The sequence below is a fragment of the Nesterenkonia sp. AY15 genome, from assembly GCF_022565855.1.
Classification (GTDB): Bacteria; Actinomycetota; Actinomycetes; order Actinomycetales; family Micrococcaceae; genus Nesterenkonia.
Map to the genome: position 1 here is coordinate 266,948 of NZ_JAJOYV010000004.1, position 21,762 is coordinate 288,709.

Consider the following 21,762-nt stretch of genomic DNA (forward strand, 5'->3'; position numbering starts at 1 on the left):
TGGCACGGACATGGCCGGATCACCACCCCGCAGGAGACTATTCTGGTCAGGTGGAGACCGCCGAGATACTTATCAGCCGCTTGCGCCCGGTGCTGGCCGCCGGCGTCGAACCCTCGAGACCGGGTGGCCCTGGCGATGCCGGCGTCCTGGCGGGCAGCCGGGGCGCTGCTGGACCGATCGTTCTGCACGCCGAGGTGCTGCACCAGCTCTGCACCGCCGATGGCCTCATGGAGCTGCTGGACTGGAGCCGCCAGGGACTCGGCGCTGACCCGCTGGCCTGCATGTGGCTCGGCTCGCTGCGCTGGTACCGGCTGATCACCGGGTCCTACCCCGAGAACGCCCCGCAGCCTCCGGCGCGCCCGTTGGATCAGGCGCTTCAGCGGCTGATCCTCCAGGGCACGTTCACCGCGCAGGCCGGCTCCGCCGCGACGAGCCTGCGCGGACTCGCCCACGGTCAGATGGCCTATCCCAGCGCCCCGGCGCAGCCAGAGTCCACCGATGCCACGGCGCTGCTGCGCGCGGTGCCGGTGGGTCTGGTCCCCTATATCGACGCCTCGATGCGGCGCGCCTGGGCGCGCCAGACCATGGCGCTCACGCACGGACATCCGGAGCTGACGCGCAAGGCCGAAGACCTGGCGGACCTGGTGCACCTGCTCGCCAGCGGCGCGCCCTCGGACGTTCTGCCCGACGCCGCGGCCGAGCGGCAGCAGAAGATCACCGCAGGTCTCGACGACGACGTCGCCGCTATCCTGGACCGTCAGCTCCTCGCCGCGGCGGGAGCTGCGCCCGCAGCGGCAGCCTCGGGCCCAGGCAGCTCTGGCTCCACCCGCCAGGAGGGTCAGAGCGTCTATGCCGTCATCGACGAGCTCGCGCGGGACTGGGAAGAGGTCACACGCGCGCGCTGAGCGGCCGAGAAGCCTCGACAGCAGGCTGAGCAGCCTCAGGGTCAGTCACGGCAGGAGAGCTCACCGGCCAGTGGGAGCCCAGCAGGGCGCGGAACTCCTCTTCGGCGATGAACCTCAGCGGCTGACCCTCGCGCTGTCGGCGCAGCGCCTCGCGCGCCTTGCTGCTGCGCAGCGGGAAGGACTCCTCAGGGGCGCTCAGCTCCCAGGGTTCGAATCCGTCCCCGACCACCAGCAGCGTGGTGCCCGCCGTGACCCGCGAAGCGGTGGCCGCGCCCAGGGCGGCGACCAGCTCCTTGGCCTCGGCACGCGGTATCGAGAGGTTCCCGGTGAAGGCCAGCTGCTGGGCGAACAGCGGATGGGCGGGATCAGCCACGGAGGACGGCGGGAGGTTCTTCCCCTCGTCCTGCCACCGCATCAGATCCGGCATATGCCGTGGCTGCGGGGCCGGCAGCCGGGCGTCGAAGAGGTGCGCCATGGTGCGCACCTGTCGGGTCGCCCGGGACTCCCGCGTCCGCGGGGCCTGCCAGGGCTCCATGGTGCGCGGGGCGATTCCGCTCTCCTGGAACAGCCGATCGGTGGCCCCGACGTTGCGCCGTGCGGCGATGTCGCAGACCACCGCCGCCGAGGCGCGCGCGTCGTCCAGCGCGTAGTGGTGCTGGGTGAGCTGGTAGCCGGCCTCTGCGGCCGCCTTGGGCAGCGCGTGCGAGGGGAGCTGGTAGTTCGCGCGGGAGAGTCGCACGGAGCACAGGCAGCTCAGACCCGGGGAATCGAGTCCGCTGACCTCCAGCGCGGCTTCGAAGACCTCGATGTCGAAGCCGGCGTTGTGGGCCACCAGCATGTCCTCACCGATGAATCCGTGGATGTCCTCGAAGAGCTCCCCGAAGCGTGGCGCCTGGGCCACCGCCTCCGCGGTGATCCCATGGATCGCGACATTGTGCGGATCGAAACGGTCGAAGCCCTCCGGCGGACGCATCGCGGAGTAGTAGGTGTCGACCTCCTCGCCGTCGCGGACCTTGACCAGCCCTATGGCGCAGGGCGAGCCGCGGAAGCCGTTGGCGGTCTCGAAGTCCACGGCCGTGAAGTTCAAGCCCCTCACTGCGTCAGCGCCTCCACGATGTGGCCGCGCAGCGCGGCGAAGGCGGTGCCTCGGTGGGAGATCGCGTTCTTCTCCGCCATGGAGAGCTCGGCGGCGCTGCGGGTCTCCCCCTCCGGCTGCAGGATCGGGTCATAGCCGAAGCCTCCCAGGCCCTGCGGCTCGCGCAGCAGCGTGCCCTCCAGCCGTCCGGTGGTGGTGAACTCTCTCGTCGGTCTGCCCTGGGCGTCGGGGATCACCAAGGAGGCGACGCAGACGAACGCCGCGCCCCGATGAACTGGGGCGATGTCGGCGAGCTGTTCCAGCAGCAGCATGAGATTCGCCTCGTCCGAGGCTCGGGCGCCGGCCCACCGGGCAGAGAAGATTCCGGGGGCGCCGCCGAGGACGTCCACGGCGAGTCCTGAATCATCGGCGACGGCGGGCAGTCCGGTCTCGGCGGCCACCGCGCGCGCCTTCAGAAGCGAGTTCTGCTCAAAGGTGAGGCCCGTCTCCGGGACCTCGGCGCAGCCGGCGGTCGCAGCGTCGATGACAGCGGTGTCCAGGTCGAGGTCATCCAGCTGCGGACTGGAGCCGAGCAGGGCGCGGAATTCGCGGAGCTTCCCCTGGTTCCGGGTGGCCAGGACGATCCTCGCGGTCACTGGGCCAGCGCCTCCCGCTGCAGCTGGGCCAGCCTGTCGGTCCCGCCCAGGGCGAGGTCGAGCAGGCTGTCCAGCTCTGTGCGGTTGAACGGTGATCCCTCGGCGGTGCCCTGGATCTCCACGAAGTCTCCGGAGCCGGTGACCACGACGTTCATATCGGTGCCTGCGGTGGAGTCTTCCGCGTAGGGCAGGTCGAGCACGGACTGGCCGTCGGGGAGCACGCCGACCGAGATCGCCGCGACGGAGTCCTTGAGCACCTCGGCGCGCTTGGACACGTGGCCCTGTTGGCGCGCCCATTCCACCGCGTCGGCCAGCGCCACGTAGGCCCCGGTGATCGCGGCGGTGCGGGTGCCGCCGTCGGCCTGGAGCACGTCGCAGTCCAGGGTGATCATGTTCTCCCCCAGGGCCTTGGTGTCCACGACCGCCCGCAGCGAGCGGCCGATGAGTCGGGAGATCTCATGGGTGCGCCCACCGATCTTTCCCTTCACGGATTCGCGTCCGGAGCGGGTGTTCGTGGCGCGGGGCAGCATCGCGTACTCGGCGGTGACCCACCCTTCGCCCTTCCCCTTGAGCCAGCGCGGCACATTGGACTCGAAGGAGGCGGTGCACAGCACCCGGGTGCCGCCGAACTCGATCAGCGCCGACCCTTCGGCGTGGGCGTTCCAGTTTCGGGTGATGATGACCGGGCGCAGCTCATCGGCTGCGCGTCCGTCGGTCCGCAGGGTGGTGATAGTCACTGCTCACTCTCTCCGTGGTGGTGGGGCGTGCTGGCACCGATCTCATAGGTGACACCGGCGACGGCGACCGCGAGGTCGCCTGCGTATTGTTCTCGTGCTTTGGCCAACAGGACCCGCTGGGAGGTCCAGACCGGGATATGGGTCAGCAGCAGCCGTCCCACCCCCGCCGATCGCGCCATGACTCCGGCGCGGTGGCCGTTCAGGTGCACTCCCTCGATGTGGTCGTCGCGGCCATCCTCGAAGGCGGCCTCGCAGAGGAACACGTCAGCGTCCTGGGCTGCTTCGACCAGTCCATCACAGGCGTCGGTGTCACCGGAGTAGGTCAGCGTATGCGCACGGGCATCGGCCGAGGCCTCGGCTGCTATGTCGATCCGCAGCGCGTAGGCCTCCTCGATCGGGTGGCGCACCGGCACCGGGGTGATCGTGAACGGTCCGATGGTCTCGGCCTGCCGGGGCCGCCAGGTCCTGAAGTCGAAGTCGGGATGCATCCCGGGATTGGGATCCATCCCGTAGGCGCTGGCGATCCGCTGGTCTGTGGTGGAGGGTCCGTAGACGGGCACATGCCTGCCCGGCCAGCCCCCGGGCCGCCAACGGATGGCCACGTGGAGCCCACACAGGTCCATGAAATGGTCCGGGTGTAGATGGGAGAGGCACACGGCGTCGATGTCCTCCAGCGCCAGGTGCTGCTGGAGCTTGCCCAGGGCTCCATTGCCCAGGTCCACGACGACGCGCCAGGTCCGGCCCTGATACTGGGCGGTCAGCAGGTAGCACGAGGCCGGAGACTCCGGGCCGGGGAAAGACCCGCTGCACCCGATGATGGTGAGTTTCATATGGTGCGTAGCTCCACTTCAGTCATCCTGCGCTCCGGTCAGCATAGCGGGAGTGATGCGTCGGATCATTCCGGTGGGATAGGTCTCTCGGACGTGGTCGACCTGCCGCACTGCGAGCACCTCGGGGCCCAGGAAGCGCCGGGCGAGCAGCGCGAACGCCTCCGCGTCCCCGGTGGAGAGAAAGGTGTGTTCCTTCGACGCGGCGGTCCCCGGTGCGTCGAGAGCCGGCGGGCGCTGGAGGTCCTGGCGGGTGAGCGCCCGGTAGAGATCCTTGGCGGTCTCCTCGGCGGAGGACACCAGTGTGACCTCCTCCCCCATCACGAAGGAGATCACACCGGTGAGCAGCGGGTAGTGCGTGCAGCCGAGCACGAGCGTGTCGACGCCGGCGGCCTTCAGCGGCGCGAGATACTCCTGCGCCGCGTCGAGCAGCTCGTCCCCGGTGGTGACGCCGCGTTCGACGAACTCGACGAAGCGCGGAGCGGCCGCGGTGGTGATCTGCAGCGCCGGGGCGGCGGCAAAGGTGTCCTCGTAGGCCCGTGAGCTCACGGTGGCGGAGGTGCCGATGACCCCGATGCGTCCGTTGCGGGTGGCCGAGACGGCGCGTCGCACCGCGGGCTGGATCACCTCGATCACCGGGATCCCGTGACGATCGGTATAACGTTCGCGGGCATCGCGCAGCACCGCGGCTGAGGCGGAGTTGCACGCGATGACCAGGGCCTTGACCCCGGACTCGACGAGTGAGTCCATGACTCCCAGCGCATGGGCGCGGACCCGGGCGATGGGCAACGGTCCATAGGGGCCGTGCGCGGTGTCACCGAGGTAGGTGATCGACTCCCCTGGCAGCTGGTCCAGGACCGCGCGGGCCACGGTCAGCCCGCCGACCCCGGAATCAAAGATCCCCACCGGAGCGGAGGCGTTCATGGAGCAGATGTCCCGGCACCGCCGCTCGCGTCGGGGTCTGCCTCGTCGGCGTTCTCATCGTCGTCGGCGGTCCCGCGCTCCGGCAGGAACTCGGTCATCGCGCTGAACAGGGTCTCCTGGAGCCAGGTGATGAAGGTGTAGATCTCGGCCATGAAGGCGTCGGTGTCCTTGGCGCTCGACCCGACCGCGAGGTCATGCACCCGCTCGGCGTCCTCGGCGCTGTGCAGCTGGAGCCGGCTGGCCAGGGTCAGCCGCAGATCGTTCAGCGCCCGGCCGAAGACCGGGGCGACGTCGTCGTCGATGCTGATCGGAGTGCTCTCGAGCAGCATCCGAGCGGTGCGCAGATCCGCGATCTTGGCCCCGCGCAGCGAGTTCTCACTGAGTCGACGGAAGTGGCCGGCCTCCTCCGGATCGGTGGAGGCATCGGGCAGGAGCCGCCGCAGCACGTCATCTTCGGGCGGTGCCAGCGGCTCCTCCCCGCCGAGACCCGCGAGCTCGGCCCGGAAGTGCGCGAAGGCGGGATCCTCGGCCGCGGATCCCGGCCCAGCCGGCGACCCAGACCCAGCCGGCGACGCGGACCCGTCCGGGGCTGCGGCCTCGTCCGTTGGATCAGCCTCGTCCTCGCGGCTCTCCAGAAGCTGGATCACATCGGCGCAGAGCGAGCTGAGCAGGCGGCGCTCATGCTGTTCGAGATCGGCGCGGTATCCCTTGGTGGTGGCGCGAAAAGCTGTCGCCACGGGTTACTCGGCCTCTTCCAGGGTCGCCTGCAGACCGTACTGGTGCATGGCCGTGACGTCCTGCTCGGCCTTCTCCCGCGGACCGTGGGAGACCACGGCGCGGCCCTCCTCGTGCACCTGCATCATCAGTTTCTCCGCGCGCGACTTGGAATGACCGAAGTAGCTGCGGAAGACCCAGCTGACATAGGTCATCAGGTTGACCGGGTCGTTCCAGACGACCACCTGGTAGGGGCGCGCCGCAGAGAGGAGCTGGGAGAACTCGGAATCGAGGCCAGTCTCCTCACGGCTGAGCGTGGATCCTTCGGCTGAACTCATGCTGAGTATTCTACGCTGGGACCGTGCCACCTGAATCTGCCTCCGCCCAGCCCGCCGCTGCCCGCGCCACCGCGGCCTCCGCCACGCCCGCCGTCCGCTCCAGACCGACGGCGCCCTCCACCGCGCTGCTCACCGATCAGTACGAGCTGACCATGGTCCAGGCCGCGCTGGCCTCCGGGGCCGCTGGGCGGCGCTGCGTCTTCGAGGTCTTCACCCGCCATCTTCCCGCGGGCCGACGCTACGGCGTGGTGGGCGGCACCGGGCGCATGCTCGAGGGCCTCGCCGAGTTCCGCTTCGGCAGTGCCGAGATCGACTGGCTGCGTGACCGCGGCATCGTCGACGAGACCACGCTGGAGTTCTTAGCGGACTACCGGTTCTCCGGTGATGTCCACGGCTACGCCGAGGGAGAGATCTTCATGCCGGACTCCCCGGTGCTGCGCGTGGAGGCGAGCTTCGCCGAGGCCTGCCTGCTGGAGACCTACGTGCTCTCGGTGCTCAACCACGACTCGGCCATCGCGTCGGCGGCCTCGCGGATGACGGTCGCCGCCGGGGACCGGCCGTGTGTGGAGATGGGATCGCGACGCACCCAGGAGTTCAGCGCCGTGGCCGCGGCCCGGGCGGCCGCGATCGCCGGCTTCACCGCCACCTCGAACCTCGAGGCCGGGCGCCGATGGGGCCTGCCCACCCTGGGCACTGCGGCCCACGCCTTCACGCTGCTCCACGATTCGGAGGAGGAGGCCTTCGAGGCCCAGGTGCGAGCCTTCGGACCGGGCACCACCTTATTGGTGGACACCTACGACGTTCAGACAGCGGTGCGCCGCGCCGTGAGCATCGCCGGGCCGGAGCTGGGCGCGGTCCGGCTGGACTCCGGGGACCTGGTCGAGCAGGCCGGCGAGGTCCGGGCGCTGCTGGACTCGCTGGGAAACACCCGTACCAAGATCATCGTCTCCTCCGATCTGGACGAACATGCCATCGCGCGGCTGCAGTCGGCTCCGGTGGACTCCTACGGGGTGGGCACGAAGCTGGTCACCGGCGGCGGCTCCCCCACGGCCGCGATGGTCTACAAGCTGGTGCAGCGCACCGACGACGACGGCGAGCCCGTCGCCGTGGCGAAGAACGCCCCCGGCAAGTCGAGCCTGGGCGGGGTCAAGCAGGCGGTGCGCAGCTTCGATGAGTCCGGCCGTGCCGACGCGGAGCTGATCGGGGTCGGCGCCGCGCCGCAGACCCATGGCCAGCGCACCCGCGAGCTGATGGTGCCGCTGGTCCGCGCCGGCGAGGTCGCACCCGAACATGTCGGGCAGGCCGGCGTGGCCGATGCGCGTCGGCGTCACGCGGCATCGCTCGCCGAACTCCCGCCCGCAGCGCAGCGGCTGCAGCATGGGGACCCGGTCCTGCCCACGATCTTCAGCTGATCGCCGGCAGGTCAGCAGCGTCGCCGGAGCCGCCGCCGACCGCGCACTGGTCTTCAAGGAGTTCGACCTCGCCGAGGCCGGGTAGAACCAGTAACGTGGTGGGTGTGCTGCTGTGAGTACCTCGCGTCGCACACCCATACCCGGAGCTTTCCGACCAGGAGGACGTAGTGGCCCAGGCGCTGATCATTGTCGATGTGCAGCAGGACTTCTGTGAGGGCGGGACGCTTGCGGTCGCGGGCGGCGCGCAGGTCGCCAGCGAGATCAGCGAATTTCTGGAGGACAGCTACGCCGAGTTCGACGCGATCCTCACGACGCAGGACTGGCACATCGATCCCGGACCTCACTTCTCCGACACCCCGGACTTCAAGGTGAGCTGGCCCGAGCACTGCGTGGCTGGCACCCCCGGGGCCGAGCTTCATCCGAATCTCGACACCGAACACGTCGATGCGCGCTTCCTCAAGGGCCTCTACTCCGACGGCTACTCAGGATTCGAGGGCCTGGAGGGTGATCCCGAGAAGGTGGGCAGCCTGGAGGGCGAGAACGGCTCCAAGGTCGGTCCCGCAGCTGCCATCACCGAGGGTTCAGCAGATCTCCACGCCTGGCTCCGCGCCCAGGACATCGACGCGGTGACCATCGTCGGCATCGCCACCGATCACTGCGTGCGGGCCACCGTGCTCGACGCGGTGGAGAACGACTTCCAGGTCCGCATCATCCGTGAGCTCACCGTGGGCGTCAGCGACGACTCGGTCGAACAGGCCTATGCCGAGTTCGACGCCGCCGAGGTCGAGGTCGTCAGCCTCGAGGACCTCTGAGAAGGAAACTCTGGCCAGGGGCAGCCGAGTCACAGGCCTCTCGCTCGGCTACTTCCGCCCGACGAACCACATCTGGATCTTCTTGAGCCGCTCCTCGAGCTGAACCTGTGTGGCCTGGCCCACCGCGGGTCCCCCGCAGGCGTCGCGGAGCTTGGTGTGGATGCTGCCCTGATGCATGCCGGTCTTCGCCGCATAGGCCGAGACCGACTTGTTCAGCGTGGCGCGCAGCGTCTTGAGCTGCCGGTGGTCCACCACCGGCTCCGCCGACGCCGCGGCGGCGGGTTTGCGGCGCAGCTGGTCCGCCTGGTGCTGGCGCAGCAGCGTGGAGACCTGCTCGGGCTCCAGCAGACCGGGGATCCCTAAGAAGTCCAGCTCCTCCTCGGAGCCCATGGCGCCACCGAGGCCGAACTCGGCGCCGTCGAAGAGGACCTTGTCGAAGGAGGCGTTGGAATGCAGCGCGGCGAACTCGCCGCGCTCGAGCTGATCTGAGCCACGCTCCTCCTTGTTGGCGGCATCGAGCAGCTCATCGTCGAGGCCCTCCTCGGAGTCCTGCGCCGCGGCGCGCGGGACGTCCAGCGCGTGGTCGCGCTCCTGCTCCATCTCATTGGCCAGGGTGGTCAGCACCGGCACCGAAGGCAGGAAGACCGACGCCACCTCCGCCTTCTTGCGCAGCCGCACGAAGCGCCCGACCGCCTGGGCGAAGAACAGCGGGGTCGAGGTGGAGGTGGCATAGACGCCCACGCAGAGCCGCGGCACGTCAACACCTTCGGAGACCATCCGCACGGCGACCATCCACAGCTTGGAGGGGTCATCGGAGAACTTCTCGATCTGGTTCGAGGCGCCCTTGTCATCGGAGAGGACCACGGTGGTCTTCTGCCCGGTCAGCTCGTCGAGCTGGGCGGCGTAGGCGCGGGCGGTCTCATGGTCGGTCGCGATGACCAGTCCGCCGGCGTCGTCGATCTTGTCTCGGACCTTCAGCAGCCGCTGATGCGCGGCCTTGAGCACCGAAGGGATCCACTCCCCTTCCGGGTTCAGCGCGGTGCGCCAGGCATGGTTGGTGATGTCTTTGGTGGCGGCGGCCCCGAGCTGGGCCTCCATCTCTTCCCCGGCGGAGGTCCGCCAGCGCATGTTCCCGGAATAGGCCATGAAGACGACGGGACGCACCACCCGGTCCTTCAGCGCCGGACCGTAGTTATAGGCGTAGTCCGCCTTGGATCGGCGCACCCCGGCGCCGTCCTCCACGTACTCCACGAAGGGGATCGGTGAGGTGTCGGAGCGGAACGGGGTGCCGGTGAGCGCCAGCCGCCGCACGGCGGGATCGAAGGCCTCCCGCACGCCGTCGCCCCAGGAGAGCGCGTCACCGGCATGGTGGATCTCGTCGAAGATGACCAGGGTGCGACCGGCCTCGGTCTTGTTTCGGTGCAGCGCGGGCTTGTTCGCCACCTGCGAGTAGGTCACGACGACGCCGATGTACTGGCGGCCATGGCGGCCGTCGGAGTTCTTGAAGTTCGGATCCAGGGCCAGACCCACGCGCCCGGCGGCATCGGCCCACTGCCGCTTCAGGTGCTCGGTGGGCGCGACCACGTAGATCCGGTTCACCTCACCGGATTCCACCAGCAGCTTCGCCACTCGCAGCGCGAAGGTGGTCTTGCCCGCACCGGGGGTCGCGACGGCGAGGAAGTCCTTGGGCCGCTTCTGGATGTAGAGGTCGAGGGCCTCCTGCTGCCATTGGCGCAGGGTTCCCGCGGTGCCGTGGGCGGCACGGTGCGGATAGACCGGGGGTAGTGATCTGCCGACATCGGTGCCGACGTCGAAAAGCGTCTCAGACTGCTCCACTGTGTGCTTGGCTCAGCGCAGGTTCAGCTGCGGCCGAAGCCGAAGAAGCCGCGCTTGCCGCCGGAGTCCCCGCCGGACTCGCCGTCCCCGTCTCCGCCGCCCATCATCTCTTCGTAGATCTCTTTGCACTCCGGGCACACGGGGAACTTCTTGGGATCCCGCGACGGGATCCAGACCTTGCCGCAGAGCGCCACCACGGCGCCGCCCTCGAGGGCGGACTCCATGATGCGGTTCTTGTTCACGTAATGGGCGAAGCGCTCGTGATCACCGGGCTCGGAGAGCTGCTCCTGGTGCTCGCGCTCGATGGTGGCGGCTCCACCGGGTGCCGGCGCGGCGGCCGGATCAGCGGTGTGCATGCCAAACCGGGCGGGGGCGGGCTGGAGTCCGTTGTCATTGACCATCATGGGTCCTAGTCTAGCGAGCCTGCGAGAGCAGATCATCCCCGCGCGACGCGGTGTCAGCCCATCTGCTTCGCCTCCGCCGCCGCTGCTCCGAGCTCGCTGCAGCACCGGACCCGCCGCTCTGGGCCCGATCCGCGGCGCCTCAGTATTGGCTGACCTGCTGAAAGAGCTCCGGCTGACTGCGATCATAGACCCGCGCCCCGAGATGCACGCCGATCCAGACCAGCGCCAGACCCTTGAACACCGATCCGATCCCTAGCACCCAGGCCAGCCATTGAGCGTCGCTGACCATCCAGATGATGACCAGGATCACCTCCGGCAGCATCAGCACCAGGGTCGCGATGAGCATGCCCAGCTGAACGATCATCAACCGGCCGGTGGAGCCCGAGGGCTGACTCAGCGGACCGTCCCCGGGCTTGGGGACGGGATAGGTGAAGCGGGCCGAGATCAGACAGGAGAGTCCGGCGGCGCTGAGCAGCATGCCGACACTCGCACCCACCAGCGCGGCTGCGGTGCCCGGTTCGGCGAACATCACCGCCGGGATCAGCGCCGCGAGCACCGTGGCCGGCAGGCCGAAGGCCAGCAGCCCGACCAGGCGTCCCACCCGGTCCGCCATGCCGGAGACGCCGCTGGTGATGTGCAGCGCGAAGGCGGAGTGGTCGTAGGAGATGTCCGCGGAGATCGCGAAGCCCAGGCTGAAGCCGAAGATCGGTCCCAGTGCGAGCAGCACCCAGGGCGCCTCGAGCTGGAAGTACATGACCACCGCGAGTACCACCAGTGCCGGCAGGACGACCAGGGTCCCGCCGTAGCGGGCGTCCTTGAGCCAATAGGTGCTGGCCCTCGCGGCCACCGCACCCCAGGGCGTGGCGGGGAAGCGTGCGAAGATCCCGAGTCCCTTCGCACTCCTGGACCCGGAGGAGCTCGGCACGGTGGGCTGTTCGGTGATCTTCACCAGGGCGGCTCGGATGACCACGAGGGCGACGGCCACCGTCGCTGCCAGGATCCCCAGCCGCAGCGTGAATGAGCCCCAGTGACCGGCCGCCGCGTCGGCAGGCAGAGCGGCCCCGGCGCCCAGCGGAGTCAGTGCGAGGAAGTTCACCACGGCGGGCAGCGCGTCGGCCAGCGACGCGAAGGCGCTCTGCAGCCCGACCATGATCGGGTAGAGCAGCACCATCAGGCTCAGCGCCAGCACGGCGAGGAAGTCCCGGGACCGGCGCCCGCTGAGCCAGGCGCTGATCGAGGTGGTCACTGCCTGGGAGACCAGGCTGTAGGTGATCAGCAGCAGCGGCAGCGTGATCGCCGCCGTCACGGCGGCCGCGGCGTCCCAGCGCCAGTGCAGCACCTGTCCGATCAGCCAGATCAGGGTGAGCACCGCTCCGATCGAGATCAGCCCGGTCAGCGCCAGCCCCAGGATCAGTCCCCGCCGGGGGATGCCGAAGGTGACGAACTGACGCGGGTTCATCGCGGCGTCGGCCCCTGAGATGAACACCGGGATGATCAGCCAGAGCAGGAAGACCACCGAGCCCATCAGCACGCTGGCGGTGTGGACGAACTCCGGGTCGGCGACGTCGGCGCTGCCCTCCATCACCTGGAGCGCGAAGACCATCCCCACCATGCCCAGGCCGTAGAGCCCGGCGAAGACCGTGCCCAGGATGTGCCAGCCTGATCGGTTGAACCCGTTGAAGGTCAGATCCTTCTTGAGGCGTATCAGAGCTGCAACCATTCGAGCTCCTGATCTCCGCCTTCGAGTCCGACCAGCTCCACGAAGCGCGCCTCGAGGTCCGAACCATTGCGGACCTCCTCCAGGGTTCCCGAGGCCAGCAGCCGCCCCTCGGCGATGATCCCGACGTGGGAACACATCCGTTGGACGAGATCCATGACGTGGCTCGAGAGGATCACCGTGCCCCCGGAGGCGACGTAGGACTCCAGCAGGCCGCGGATCGTGCGCGCGGAGACCGGGTCCACGGCCTCGAAGGGCTCATCGAGCACCAGAAGCTCCGGTGCATGGACCATCGCCGAGGCCAGTGAGATCTTCTTGGTCATCCCGGCGGAGTAGTCCTGGACGAGTCTGCCCCGGGCATCTTCAAGACCGAGCACCCGCAGCAGGTCAGCGGTGCGAGATTCGACGGTGTCACGGTCCATCCCGCGAAGCAGCCCGGCGTAGGTCACCAGCTGCGCACCGGTGAGCTTGTCGAAGAGCATGACGCCGTCCGCGAGCACTCCCATGGAGCCTTTGGCCTCCTGGGGCTGCACCCAGACGTCGATGCCCACGACTTCTGCGCTGCCGGCATCGGGTCGCATCAGGCCCGTCGCCATGGACAGGGTGGTGGTCTTTCCCGCACCGTTGGGGCCGACGAACCCGTAGAAGGATCCGCGCGGCACGTCCAGGTGCAGATCCTCCACCGCGGGGGTCTGTCCGAATCTCTTGTTCAGGCCGCGCAGTCTCAGTGCGGGCGTGCTGACGCTGGCTGAATGCATGGACCGAGACTACCGAGCCCAGCTCAGCGGCGCCTCCGCCCTGAGAAGGACATCTCCTGACTCTTCGAGCGGGGTCGAGACGAGGCCTTCTAGAAGAGGGCGCGGGCGAGCTGCCTGCGCGAGGCGGAGACGCGGGGATCGGTGTCACCGGTGATGGAGTAGAGCTCGACCAGGTGAGCCCGTGCCGTCTCTCGATCATCACCGAAATGGGTCTGGATGAAGCGCACCAGGCGCGAGAAGCCATCTTCCACGTGACCGCCCAGCACGTCGAGGTCGGCGACGGCGATCTGTGCGGTGACATCGTCGGGGTTCGCGGCCGCGGCCTCACGGGCTGCGGCGAGATCGGCTCCGGTGGTCCGCTGCAGCAGCTTCACCTGGGCCAGGCCGATCTTGGCGTCCTCATCGTCGGGCTTCTCCTTGATGGCCTGCTCGTAGGCCTTCGCCGCAGCGGCGTAGTCGCTGTTCTCCAGAGCATCGAGCGCCTCCTGATGCAGCGGCGGCAGCTCCGGCTCCGCCGGGGGCTCCTGGCCCTCCACGACTCGGGTGGACTGCGCGGGAAGCTTCTGTGTCATGCCATTCTGGGTGGCCATCTGCACCATCTGCGTCACCAGCTGGGAAAGCTGCTCGGTAGGCACCGAGGCGTCGAACTCCCCGACCGGACGGCCGCCGATGAAGGCGGTGGCCACCGGGACCTGATCGGCGCTCTGGGCCAGCTCCGGGTGCGCGGAGGAGTCGATCTCGGCGAGCAGCAGGCGACCCTGCTGGGCGTCGACGAGGTCCTCCAGGGTGGACTTCATAGTCGCCGAGGCCGCGTCGGTGCCGTGGATGAGCACGATCACCGGAGCCTGCGAGGAGAGCTCCACCACCTGCTGCAGCTGCTGCGGCTGCACCTGGATGGCCCAGCTGTTGGGCGCTCCCGGTGCAGCCTGAGCGGCTGGGGCCTGACCCGCCGGGGCGGCGGGCGCGGACGCCCCGGGCGCACCGTCGGAGGCGAATCCGGAGAGATCCACTGCCCCCCTGGCGTCGACCCGTCGGGACTGGGGTTCCTGGGCGGAATCGGTCACAGAAGCGCTCCTTGCACGTCGGGGTCCATCATGGTGGTCCTGCAGATCGATCTCCGGCTGCGGAGATCAGTCGAGTACGTTGACCTCATTCACAATATCGTGGACTCCGAGCACGACGACCCGCTCGCCGTCCTCGGCCGGGATGTGCAGGATCATCGATTCACGATTGACGATGTCGACGTCGTCCGTGGTGGAATCGGTGCCCGCCAGTTCCGCGGTCACTCCGGTGAGGTTGATCGAGGCGCCGTCCTCGGGTTGCAGCTGCGTGGTGGAGTCGAAGCTGCCCACTGCGATCACCGAACCATCAGGCAGACGCATCGCGGTGCTGCCCTCGCCGATGAACGGCCGGGTGTAGGAGATGCTCAGATCCTCGGCGCTCTCGCTGAGCTCTTCCTGGTACGCCTGGAGGTCCTCGATGTAGGCGTTCTCCTCCACACTCATCCCGAAGTAGTACTCGCTGTTGTTCAGGAAGACGGCGACGCGCTCCATGGCGTGGTTGGCGGCGAAGCGAGCTTCCTCGGCGTCGGGATCTACAGGCTCCACACCGCCGTCCTCGGCCGCGATGGCCGGGAACTCCGTGCCGGGGACCATCAGCACCGCCTGGATGAGCTCATAGTTCTCCCGCGGTGAAGCCTGCTCGATGACCAGCACCTGCGGGACCTCGGCCTCGGCGTCCTGGGTGATGACCACCGCTTGACGCGGGAAGTCGGTGCCGGAGGTCACCGCGGCGCTGAGGATCTCGGTGCCGATGGCGTCCGCGGTGACATCCTCGTCCATCTCGTGGTTCCGGTAGGTCAGTTCACGGACCTGCGCCGCATTTCCCGAAACTCGTGGCGAGAGCATCTCGGCATCGAACTCGGCGTCGGCCGCCGCGGTCTGCTCCGCGATGTCATCGACGATCCCCTGCAGCTGGGATTGGAGCAGCACCGAATATCCGGCGCCCTCGCCATCTTCTGCCTCAACCTCTTCTGCTTCGACCTCCTCGGTCTGCGCCGACTCGTCCTCGGCGGGGTCTTGAGCGGGATTCTCCGCATCGGCCATGAGCGCAGCAGGGCTCAGCGCCAGCGCAAAGGCCGCGGCAGTGGCCACCGAGCGGCTGCGCCAGGTGCGGCCTTCCTCGGTATCGTCCTCGGTGTCATCCTCGGTCGCTTCGGGAGCGGTCGGCTCCGGTCCCACCGGGTCGATGATGCCGGTGGCATCGGGATCCACCGGATCGGCTCCTCCGGCTGAGTCGGTGCGGGCAGTTTCGGTGCCGGCTGCGGCGGAGTCTTCGTCCTTGAGCGCCTCCGGGTCGTAGGTGCTCTCGGTGGTGGAGACCGAACCGAGGACCCCGGTCAGCTCTTCTTCGGAGGGATCGACGTGCTGGGGAGCCTCAGGGTGAGGGCTTTCGTGGGGCCCTTCGGTCTGGTTCATATCATCCTCGACTGTGGTGGTATCCGTGGCGCCAGCACCGGTTGCGGCAGCGGCACCGGTCGCGGCGGTGGCACCGGTCGCGGCGGTGGCACCGGTCGCAGCGCCCGCGGCGGGACCACCGACCCGGGTGGTCCCGGGGTCGGTCTCGGGGCTGCGGTCGCGGCGACGGGTGGCGAGTGCGCGGTAGAGCAGGAAGATGCCCACCAGGATGACCAGCGCGCCGAGCACGATCAGCACCGTGCCGAGCAGGCTCTCTTCCTCTTCGGGAAGCTCCACTGTGACGGCGCTGGGAGCGGGCTCCTCGCCGTCGCGGAAGATCAGCAGGCTCCACTCGCCGCTGTCATCGGGTGCGCTCCAGCGGTAGCGAAGATCACCCTCGGTGGTCTCGCTGGCGACCCAGAGGTCAGAGCCGCTCGGATCCGGCACCGTGGTCTCACCCTCGGTGAACTGCGTCTCGATGGTGGACGGGGCATCATCCTCGCCCTCCTGCACCGCTCCGATGGTGACGTGCGCGGCGTCGCCGACCCAGGCCTCGATGTCCTGGGTGCGCGCCAGTGCGATGGTGTACTCACCCTCGGCGCTGATGGTGAACTCGTCGCGCTCCGCCTGAGGGTCGATCAGGTCTTCACTGATCACGGTCAGCGGGGCATCCTCCACCTCCTCGGTCTGCGCGGTGGGAACCTCGTCGGAGGCCCAGACGGTGAGCAGCCCCACTCCGATGCCCGCCATAAGCAGACCCAGGATGAAAGCGATGATGGAAGCGGGGAGACGCACGGGTGAGGAGTCCTTGATCGGAGGAGGAGGCGGTGGTTCAACCTCTTAGAATACCGAACATAACAATAGGATCACAGTCTGGGCGCCCGCTGGACGGATTTCCGCCAGACCATGGTGTCCCATGGACGGCGCGTGGCTAAGCTGACCCCGTGACAGAGTCCGAGCATGATCCTCAGGAGCTGGGCCCCGACGGGCAGTCCGGCAGCGGCGAACAGGACCGCTCAGCCGCTCCCCGTCGACGCCTGTTCGGCCGTGGACCCTCGAGACGTCGTCCGCGCGGCCTGCAGTACCGCATGCGCATGATTCGGTCAGCCCGTGCGCTCAAACCACCGGCGGCGCTTCCCGAGTTCGACCGATATGGCCTGCCCCCGGTCTCGGCGGAGTCCACGCAGAACGCCGCCGCCCCCTACGCGTCGCGCCCGATCTACACCGGATTCATGCTCGCCCTGGGCGTCGGCCTCGCGCTGTTGGTCTTCTTCGTGGCCCAGGCCAACACGCAGCTGCTGTTGTGGATCACCGCCGCGCTGTTCATCGCCATCGGCCTCGATCCGGTGGTGCGCAGCCTGGAACGGGCAGGCCTGCCGCGGCCCGCGGGGGTGGCTGTCACGATCACGGCATTCCTCTCCGTCGTGGCGACATTCATCGCGGCCCTCGCCCCGATGGTGACGGAGCAGACGTCCACCTTCGTGCGCTCGCTGCCGGTGCTGGTCAACAACATCTCCGGCTCTGAGTGGTTCCGGAGCGTCGAAGATGAGTTCCAGGTGCAACAGATCATCGACACCGAGGTCAACCGGTTCATCTCCGACCCCACGAACATCACCAATGCCCTCGGCGGGCTCTTCGGAGTCGGGACGGCGATCCTGACCACCGGACTCGGCACGCTGGTGGTGTTCGTGCTGGCGATCTATTTCCTGGCCTCACTGCCGGTGATGACCGCATGGGCCTACCGTCTCGCACCGCGCTCGAACCGCGGCCGGGTCCAGCACCTCGGGGATCGGATCCTGGACGGGGTCGGCCACTACGTGATCGGTCAGGCCGGTGTCGCGGTGCTCAACGGGCTTGTCGCATTCCTCGCGATCAGCATCGCCGGCGTGCCCTTCGGCGTGCTCTTCGCAGTGGTGGCCGGAGTGCTGGCCTTCATCCCCCTGGTGGGGCCGGTCACCGGCGGCACGATCGTGACCCTGGTCGCCCTGACGGTGGACTGGCAGACCGCCGCAACCTTCGCCGCCATCTACTTCGTGTACCTGCAGGTCGAGGCGTACTTCGTCTCGCCGCGCATCATGGCCCGCGCGGTGCGGATCCCCGCCGCCGTCGTCGTGATCTCGGTCATCGCCGGCGGCACGCTGCTCGGGGTGCTCGGGGCTCTCATGGCGATCCCGACCGCCGCCGCGGTGATGCTGCTGACCCGCGAGGTCCTGATCCGCCGCCAGGACGCCCGCTAGCCCGGAACCCAGTCAGGCCGCGCGGCGCAGCGCAGACCGGTCGGTCGCGCGGCGCAGCGCTACTCCGAGGCCATCGGCCCGGTCCAGGTGGTCGGCAGATCCGCGGTCACGCCCAGGACGGTGGACGCGATGTCCTCGAGCACCAGGCGGGAATACCGCTCCCCCACCCAGAGGTGCTTGGCACCCTCGACGCCGCGCAGCTGAGCCTGGGTGATCGGGGCGAAGCGCTGCCGCGCCTCCGCGGGTTTGAGGAAGTCATCAAGCTCGGGCACCAGGATGCGCAGCGGGCGCCCATCCTCGTTCCAGGCCTCCAGGTGTGCCGGCTCGGCGCGGTGCAGCGGAGGCGAGAGCAGGATCGCGCCTTCCGTCTCTGAGCGTGCGGGCTCGTCGGTGCCATATTTGAGCACCAGCTCGGTGCCGAAGGACCAGCCGAGCATCCAGCGGTGGGGCAGTTCGCGCTGCGCGGCGAACCGGATCGCGGCGGCCATGTCGAGTCGCTCCTCGACACCTCCGGAGAATTCCCCCTCAGAGGTCCCGCGCGGTGAGCTGGTGCCACGGGTGTTGAAGCGCAGCACCGCGATGTCTGCCAGTGCAGGGAGCCGGTAGGAGGCCTTCTTGTAGATGTGGGAGTCCATGAACCCGCCGTGGGTGGGCAGCGGGTGGAAGGTCACCAGAGTCGCCTCGGGCCGAGCATGCAGGGGCAGCGCCAGCTCACCGACCAGGGTCAGCCCGTCCTCGGTCTGCAGCGTGATCTCCTCACGCCGCGCCGGCAGCACCGACTTGGGTCCCAGCTCCTCGTCGTGGACCTCGGTGTATTCAAATCTCTGAGCAGACATGACCTCAGCCTATCCGCCAGCAGTGGCTGTGCCAGTGGCGTCGCTCGGCGGCCGCGTGCTCATCGCCGAAGATCGAATCGGCCCGCCAGGCGACGACGTGAGCGGTCCCTGCCGGCACGGGAAGGTGACATCCCGGGCAGGTGTAGCTCTTCTGCGCTGCGGAGGCGGAGATGTGCCGCACGTGATATTCCCCGTCACGGCGGCGCACCGTCCCGGAGGAGAATGCGCCCTGACCGAAGACGCCCGTGGACAGCGGTCGGTGCTCGCGCTGCCACTTCGACGCGCGCCTTCCGGGTCCCTTCGCTGACTTGGCCATGGGCTCCATTGTTTCAGGTGTGGGGCTCCGGATACCACGACACAGCTGGGCCACTGGTCCCGGGTGCGGCCCTTCCCCCGAGACCGGGTAGGATCAGTCACCGTGCGATTGGTAATTGCGACCTGTTCAGTGTCATATTCCGGCCGGCTCAACGCCCACCTGGCCCAGGCCACGCGCCTGCTCATGGTGAAGGCCGACGGCGGCGTGCTCATCCACTCCGACGGCGGCTCCTATAAGCCGCTCAACTGGATGTCCCCGCCCGCCACGATGCGGGTGACCGCGCCCGACGCGCAGCAGCGTGAGGCCGGTATCACCGAGGTCTGGAACGTCTCGGCGACCAAGAGCGACGACACCCTGTCCATCCTGATCAGCGAGGTCCACGAGGACGTCTCGCATGATCTCGGCGTGGACCCGGGCCTGGTCAAGGACGGCGTGGAGTCCGATCTGCAGCGGCTGCTCGCCGAGCAGATCGAGCTGCTCGGCGCCGGCCACCGGCTCATCCGTCGGGAGCACCCCACCCCGATCGGTCCGGTGGACATCCTCGCCCGCGGCCCACAGGGCAGCGTCGCCGTGGAGCTCAAGCGTCGCGGCGACATCGACGGGGTTGAGCAGCTCACCCGCTACCTGGACCTGCTCAACCGCGATCCGCTGCTGGCGCCCGTGCAGGGAGTCTTCGCGGCCCAGCAGATCAAGCCCCAGGCACGCACCCTCGCCGAGGACCGCGGCATCCGCTGCCTCGTGCTGGACTATGACGCGATGCGCGGGGTCGACGACGCCGACTCGCGCCTCTTCTAGCCGGCTGAACCTCCGGCCCGAAACGTCGGGCATCTCGCCCCTGGACCATCTCGACGCCCCTCGCGTTCGGCAGCGCCTGATGCGCCGCCATGAGCTGGGGAAGCTGTCCATGAGCTTCGCGCACGCGCGCACAGACAGGCGGGCCCCCGGCCTCCGTGAGGAGTCCGGGGGCCCGCCTGGCGATGAGGTGGATCAGTCGATGATCGGGTCAGCTCTGCGTGAGCTCGGCCTCGTCCGCGACGATGGTCACCTGATCGGAGTCCACCGAGAAGAAGCCTCCGGTGACCTTCGCGTTCACTGGGGAGCCCTCGACGGGGTTGATGACCAGCTCACCTTCGGCCAGCAGCGAGAGCACCGGAGTGTGACCCGGCAGGATTCCGATGTCACCTTCCACTGTGCGCGCGCGCACCGACTTGGCGGCACCGGACCAGACGGCGTGGTCGCTGGCGACCACCTGAACGTCGAGTTCGGCCATGATCAGGACCTCTTCTTGATCTCGGCGTAGAGACGCTCGACATCATCGAGGCCGCCGACGTTGTAGAACGCCTGCTCCGGGATGTGGTCGAGATCACCGTTGGCGATGGCGTTGAAGCCCTCGATGGTGTCCTTGATCGCCACAGTGGAACCGTCGACGCCGGTGAACTGCTTGGCGGTGTAGGTGTTCTGTGACAGGAACTGCTCGATGCGGCGGGCGCGGGAGACGACGATCTTGTCTTCTTCGCCGAGCTCATCGATGCCGAGGATCGCGATGATGTCCTGCAGCTCCTTGTTCTTCTGCAGGATCTGCTTCACCCGAGTCGCGGTGTCGTAGTGCTCCTGACCCACGTACTGCGGGTCAAGGATGCGCGAGGTCGAGCTCAGCGGGTCCACAGCCGGGTACAGACCACGCGAGGCGATTGCACGGGAAAGCTCCGTGGTCGCGTCCAGGTGGGCGAACACGTTCGCCGGCGCCGGGTCGGTGTAGTCATCGGCGGGGACGTAGACGGCCTGCATCGATGTGATGGAGTGGCCGCGGGTCGAGGTGATGCGCTCCTGGAGCACACCCATCTCGTCGGCAAGGTTCGGCTGGTAACCCACTGCTGAAGGCATGCGCCCCAGCAGCGTGGAGACCTCGGAGCCGGCCTGCGAGAAGCGGAAGATGTTGTCGATGAAGAGCAGCACATCCTGGTTCTGCACATCGCGGAAGTACTCCGCCATGGTCAGCGCACTCAGTGCCACACGCAGACGCGTGCCTGGCGGCTCATCCATCTGACCGAACACCAAGGCGGTGTCCTTGAGGACGTTGGCCTCTTCCATCTCGACCCAGAGGTCGTTGCCCTCACGGGTGCGCTCACCGACACCGGCGAACACCGAGGTGCCGCCGAAGTTGCGGGCCACACGGGTGATCATCTCCTGGATGAGCACCGTCTTGCCCACACCGGCGCCGCCGAAGAGGCCGATCTTGCCGCCCTGGATGTATGGGGTCAGCAGGTCGATCACCTTGATGCCGGTCTCCAGCATCTCGGTGGAGCCCTCGAGTGCCGCGAAGTTCGGAGCCGGGCGGTGGATCGGCCAGCGATCCTGAACCTCCAGCTCGGAGATCGGCATGTCCAGGGTCTCGCCCAGGACGTTGAAGATGTGTCCCTTCACGGACTCACCCACGGGCACCGTGATGGCTGATCCGGTGTCGTGCACGGGGGTGCCGCGCACCAGGCCGTCGGTGGCCTGCAGCGAGATCGCACGGATCAGGTTGTCGCCCAGGTGTGCAGCGACCTCGAACGTGATCTTGCGGGTCACGCCGCCGAGGGTGACCTCGGAGTTGAGCGCGTTGTACATCGATGGGATGGAGTCGGCGGGGAACTCAATGTCCACGACCGGACCGATCACCCGGGCGATGCGACCAGTCGCACCCGGCTGACCGGCTGCTCCGGAGCTCTGCTCTGCAGTAGTGGCAGTCATCTCTCTCACTTCACTTGATCTTGGATGATGTCAAAACGTCTGTTGTTGGCCTGCGGGGGTACCCGTGGG

General features: G+C 68.4%; 22 protein-coding genes. 5 read left to right on the forward strand and 17 right to left on the reverse strand.

The genetic code is table 11. From position 1 onward, the window contains the following. Positions 1 to 50: 50 nt before the first annotated feature. On the forward strand, positions 51 to 905 hold the full coding sequence (locus tag LSI54_RS08400) for an ADP-ribosylglycohydrolase family protein (protein WP_241478135.1): 855 nt from the start codon (positions 51 to 53) through the stop codon (positions 903 to 905). Here LSI54_RS08400 and LSI54_RS08405 read toward each other — a convergent pair. Genes LSI54_RS08405 through clpS form a run of 7 tightly spaced genes read right to left on the reverse strand, consistent with a single transcriptional unit; the run spans position 889 to position 6,176 of the window. Beyond that, positions 889 to 1,992, reverse strand: coding sequence for an exonuclease domain-containing protein (locus tag LSI54_RS08405; protein WP_274617570.1), 1,104 nt, complete (start codon positions 1,990 to 1,992; stop codon positions 889 to 891). The genes LSI54_RS08400 and LSI54_RS08405 overlap by 17 nt on opposite strands. Before the next feature lie 5 nt (positions 1,993 to 1,997). After that, the gene (rdgB, locus tag LSI54_RS08410; protein WP_241478137.1) at positions 1,998 to 2,636 is read right to left on the reverse strand and encodes an RdgB/HAM1 family non-canonical purine NTP pyrophosphatase; all 639 of its coding nucleotides are present in this window, start codon (positions 2,634 to 2,636) and stop codon (positions 1,998 to 2,000) included. Beyond that, positions 2,633 to 3,373: a ribonuclease PH gene (gene rph / locus LSI54_RS08415; protein ID WP_342357719.1), complete on the reverse strand. Its 741-nt coding sequence runs from the start codon at positions 3,371 to 3,373 to the stop codon at positions 2,633 to 2,635. Before rph ends, rdgB begins: the two co-directional genes overlap by 4 nt. Continuing rightward, complete coding sequence (locus LSI54_RS08420; protein WP_241464994.1) at positions 3,370 to 4,203, reverse strand: MBL fold metallo-hydrolase; 834 nt, start codon at positions 4,201 to 4,203, stop codon at positions 3,370 to 3,372. The genes rph and LSI54_RS08420 overlap by 4 nt, the downstream gene beginning before the upstream one ends. Positions 4,204 to 4,221: 18 nt before the next feature. Beyond that, positions 4,222 to 5,124, reverse strand: a complete 903-nt coding sequence (gene murI / locus LSI54_RS08425) for a glutamate racemase (RefSeq protein WP_241470954.1) — start codon at positions 5,122 to 5,124, stop codon at positions 4,222 to 4,224. After that, complete coding sequence (locus LSI54_RS08430) at positions 5,121 to 5,861, reverse strand: DUF2017 family protein (RefSeq protein WP_241470953.1); 741 nt, start codon at positions 5,859 to 5,861, stop codon at positions 5,121 to 5,123. Before LSI54_RS08430 ends, murI begins: the two co-directional genes overlap by 4 nt. Positions 5,862 to 5,864: 3 nt before the next feature. Then, complete coding sequence (gene clpS / locus LSI54_RS08435; RefSeq protein WP_241464997.1) at positions 5,865 to 6,176, reverse strand: ATP-dependent Clp protease adapter ClpS; 312 nt, start codon at positions 6,174 to 6,176, stop codon at positions 5,865 to 5,867. Positions 6,177 to 6,328: 152 nt separating this feature from the next. Here clpS and LSI54_RS08440 point away from each other — a divergent pair, with 152 nt between their 5' ends. Then, positions 6,329 to 7,588: a nicotinate phosphoribosyltransferase gene (locus LSI54_RS08440; RefSeq protein WP_241478156.1), complete on the forward strand. Its 1,260-nt coding sequence runs from the start codon at positions 6,329 to 6,331 to the stop codon at positions 7,586 to 7,588. A 167-nt stretch (positions 7,589 to 7,755) separates the two neighbouring features. Further along, positions 7,756 to 8,400, forward strand: coding sequence for an isochorismatase family protein (locus tag LSI54_RS08445; protein WP_241464998.1), 645 nt, complete (start codon positions 7,756 to 7,758; stop codon positions 8,398 to 8,400). A gap of 48 nt (positions 8,401 to 8,448) precedes the next feature. On the opposite strand, the gene LSI54_RS08450 is transcribed toward LSI54_RS08445, so the two are convergent. The 6 genes from LSI54_RS08450 to LSI54_RS08475 all read right to left on the reverse strand — a co-directional run bounded on the left by LSI54_RS08450 (position 8,449) and on the right by LSI54_RS08475 (position 16,366). Further along, a complete protein-coding gene (locus LSI54_RS08450; protein ID WP_241464999.1) occupies positions 8,449 to 10,236 on the reverse strand; it encodes a DEAD/DEAH box helicase in 1,788 nt (595 codons plus the stop codon). A 23-nt stretch (positions 10,237 to 10,259) separates the two neighbouring features. After that, positions 10,260 to 10,592 (reverse strand): DUF3039 domain-containing protein, encoded by a 333-nt coding sequence (locus tag LSI54_RS08455; protein ID WP_241465106.1) that lies wholly within the window; start codon positions 10,590 to 10,592, stop codon positions 10,260 to 10,262. Between the two features lie 187 nt (positions 10,593 to 10,779). After that, positions 10,780 to 12,360, reverse strand: a complete 1,581-nt coding sequence (locus tag LSI54_RS08460; protein ID WP_241478138.1) for a transporter — start codon at positions 12,358 to 12,360, stop codon at positions 10,780 to 10,782. Beyond that, entirely contained in the window at positions 12,345 to 13,115 is a 771-nt protein-coding gene (locus LSI54_RS08465; protein WP_241478139.1) for an ABC transporter ATP-binding protein, read from the reverse strand. The genes LSI54_RS08460 and LSI54_RS08465 overlap by 16 nt, the downstream gene beginning before the upstream one ends. An 89-nt stretch (positions 13,116 to 13,204) precedes the next feature. After that, the gene (locus LSI54_RS13185) at positions 13,205 to 14,179 is read right to left on the reverse strand and encodes a co-chaperone YbbN (protein WP_241465002.1); all 975 of its coding nucleotides are present in this window, start codon (positions 14,177 to 14,179) and stop codon (positions 13,205 to 13,207) included. A 66-nt stretch (positions 14,180 to 14,245) separates the two neighbouring features. Next, positions 14,246 to 16,366: a hypothetical protein gene (locus LSI54_RS08475; protein WP_241478140.1), complete on the reverse strand. Its 2,121-nt coding sequence runs from the start codon at positions 16,364 to 16,366 to the stop codon at positions 14,246 to 14,248. Positions 16,367 to 16,515: 149 nt separating this feature from the next. Here LSI54_RS08475 and LSI54_RS08480 point away from each other — a divergent pair, with 149 nt between their 5' ends. After that, the gene (locus LSI54_RS08480; RefSeq protein ID WP_241478141.1) at positions 16,516 to 17,808 is read left to right on the forward strand and encodes an AI-2E family transporter; all 1,293 of its coding nucleotides are present in this window, start codon (positions 16,516 to 16,518) and stop codon (positions 17,806 to 17,808) included. Positions 17,809 to 17,867: 59 nt separating this feature from the next. Here LSI54_RS08480 and LSI54_RS08485 read toward each other — a convergent pair whose 3' ends face one another. Both LSI54_RS08485 and LSI54_RS08490 read right to left on the reverse strand, forming a co-directional pair. Then, positions 17,868 to 18,644: an alpha/beta hydrolase gene (locus LSI54_RS08485; protein ID WP_241465005.1), complete on the reverse strand. Its 777-nt coding sequence runs from the start codon at positions 18,642 to 18,644 to the stop codon at positions 17,868 to 17,870. 4 nt (positions 18,645 to 18,648) lie between these two features. After that, positions 18,649 to 18,960, reverse strand: a complete 312-nt coding sequence (locus LSI54_RS08490) for a hypothetical protein (protein ID WP_241465006.1) — start codon at positions 18,958 to 18,960, stop codon at positions 18,649 to 18,651. Positions 18,961 to 19,062: 102 nt separating this feature from the next. Between LSI54_RS08490 and nucS the strand changes: the two genes are divergently transcribed. After that, positions 19,063 to 19,755, forward strand: coding sequence for an endonuclease NucS (gene nucS / locus LSI54_RS08495; protein WP_241465007.1), 693 nt, complete (start codon positions 19,063 to 19,065; stop codon positions 19,753 to 19,755). 208 nt (positions 19,756 to 19,963) lie between these two features. Here the strand turns inward: nucS and LSI54_RS08500 are convergent, their stop codons facing one another. Continuing rightward, positions 19,964 to 20,230, reverse strand: coding sequence for a F0F1 ATP synthase subunit epsilon (locus LSI54_RS08500; RefSeq protein ID WP_241465008.1), 267 nt, complete (start codon positions 20,228 to 20,230; stop codon positions 19,964 to 19,966). 2 nt (positions 20,231 to 20,232) lie between these two features. Further along, complete coding sequence (gene atpD, locus LSI54_RS08505) at positions 20,233 to 21,693, reverse strand: F0F1 ATP synthase subunit beta (protein WP_241465009.1); 1,461 nt, start codon at positions 21,691 to 21,693, stop codon at positions 20,233 to 20,235. Between the last annotated feature and the right edge of the window lie 69 nt (positions 21,694 to 21,762).

Bases quoted from the DNA above. Each gene is read 5' to 3' on its own strand.
- LSI54_RS08420 (WP_241464994.1), bottom strand. From the start codon at position 4,203: ATGAAACTCACCATCATCGGGTGCAGCGGGTCTTTCCCCGGCCCGGAG.
- murI (WP_241470954.1), bottom strand. From the start codon at position 5,124: ATGAACGCCTCCGCTCCGGTGGGGATCTTTGATTCCGGGGTCGGCGGG.
- clpS (WP_241464997.1), bottom strand. From the start codon at position 6,176: ATGAGTTCAGCCGAAGGATCCACGCTCAGCCGTGAGGAGACTGGCCTC.
- LSI54_RS08440 (WP_241478156.1), top strand. From the start codon at position 6,329: ATGGTCCAGGCCGCGCTGGCCTCCGGGGCCGCTGGGCGGCGCTGCGTC.
- LSI54_RS08455 (WP_241465106.1), bottom strand. From the start codon at position 10,592: ATGCACACCGCTGATCCGGCCGCCGCGCCGGCACCCGGTGGAGCCGCC.
- LSI54_RS08460 (WP_241478138.1), bottom strand. From the start codon at position 12,360: ATGGTTGCAGCTCTGATACGCCTCAAGAAGGATCTGACCTTCAACGGG.
- LSI54_RS08465 (WP_241478139.1), bottom strand. From the start codon at position 13,115: ATGCATTCAGCCAGCGTCAGCACGCCCGCACTGAGACTGCGCGGCCTG.
- LSI54_RS08485 (WP_241465005.1), bottom strand. From the start codon at position 18,644: ATGTCTGCTCAGAGATTTGAATACACCGAGGTCCACGACGAGGAGCTG.
- LSI54_RS08490 (WP_241465006.1), bottom strand. From the start codon at position 18,960: ATGGCCAAGTCAGCGAAGGGACCCGGAAGGCGCGCGTCGAAGTGGCAG.
- LSI54_RS08500 (WP_241465008.1), bottom strand. From the start codon at position 20,230: ATGGCCGAACTCGACGTTCAGGTGGTCGCCAGCGACCACGCCGTCTGG.
- atpD (WP_241465009.1), bottom strand. From the start codon at position 21,693: ATGACTGCCACTACTGCAGAGCAGAGCTCCGGAGCAGCCGGTCAGCCG.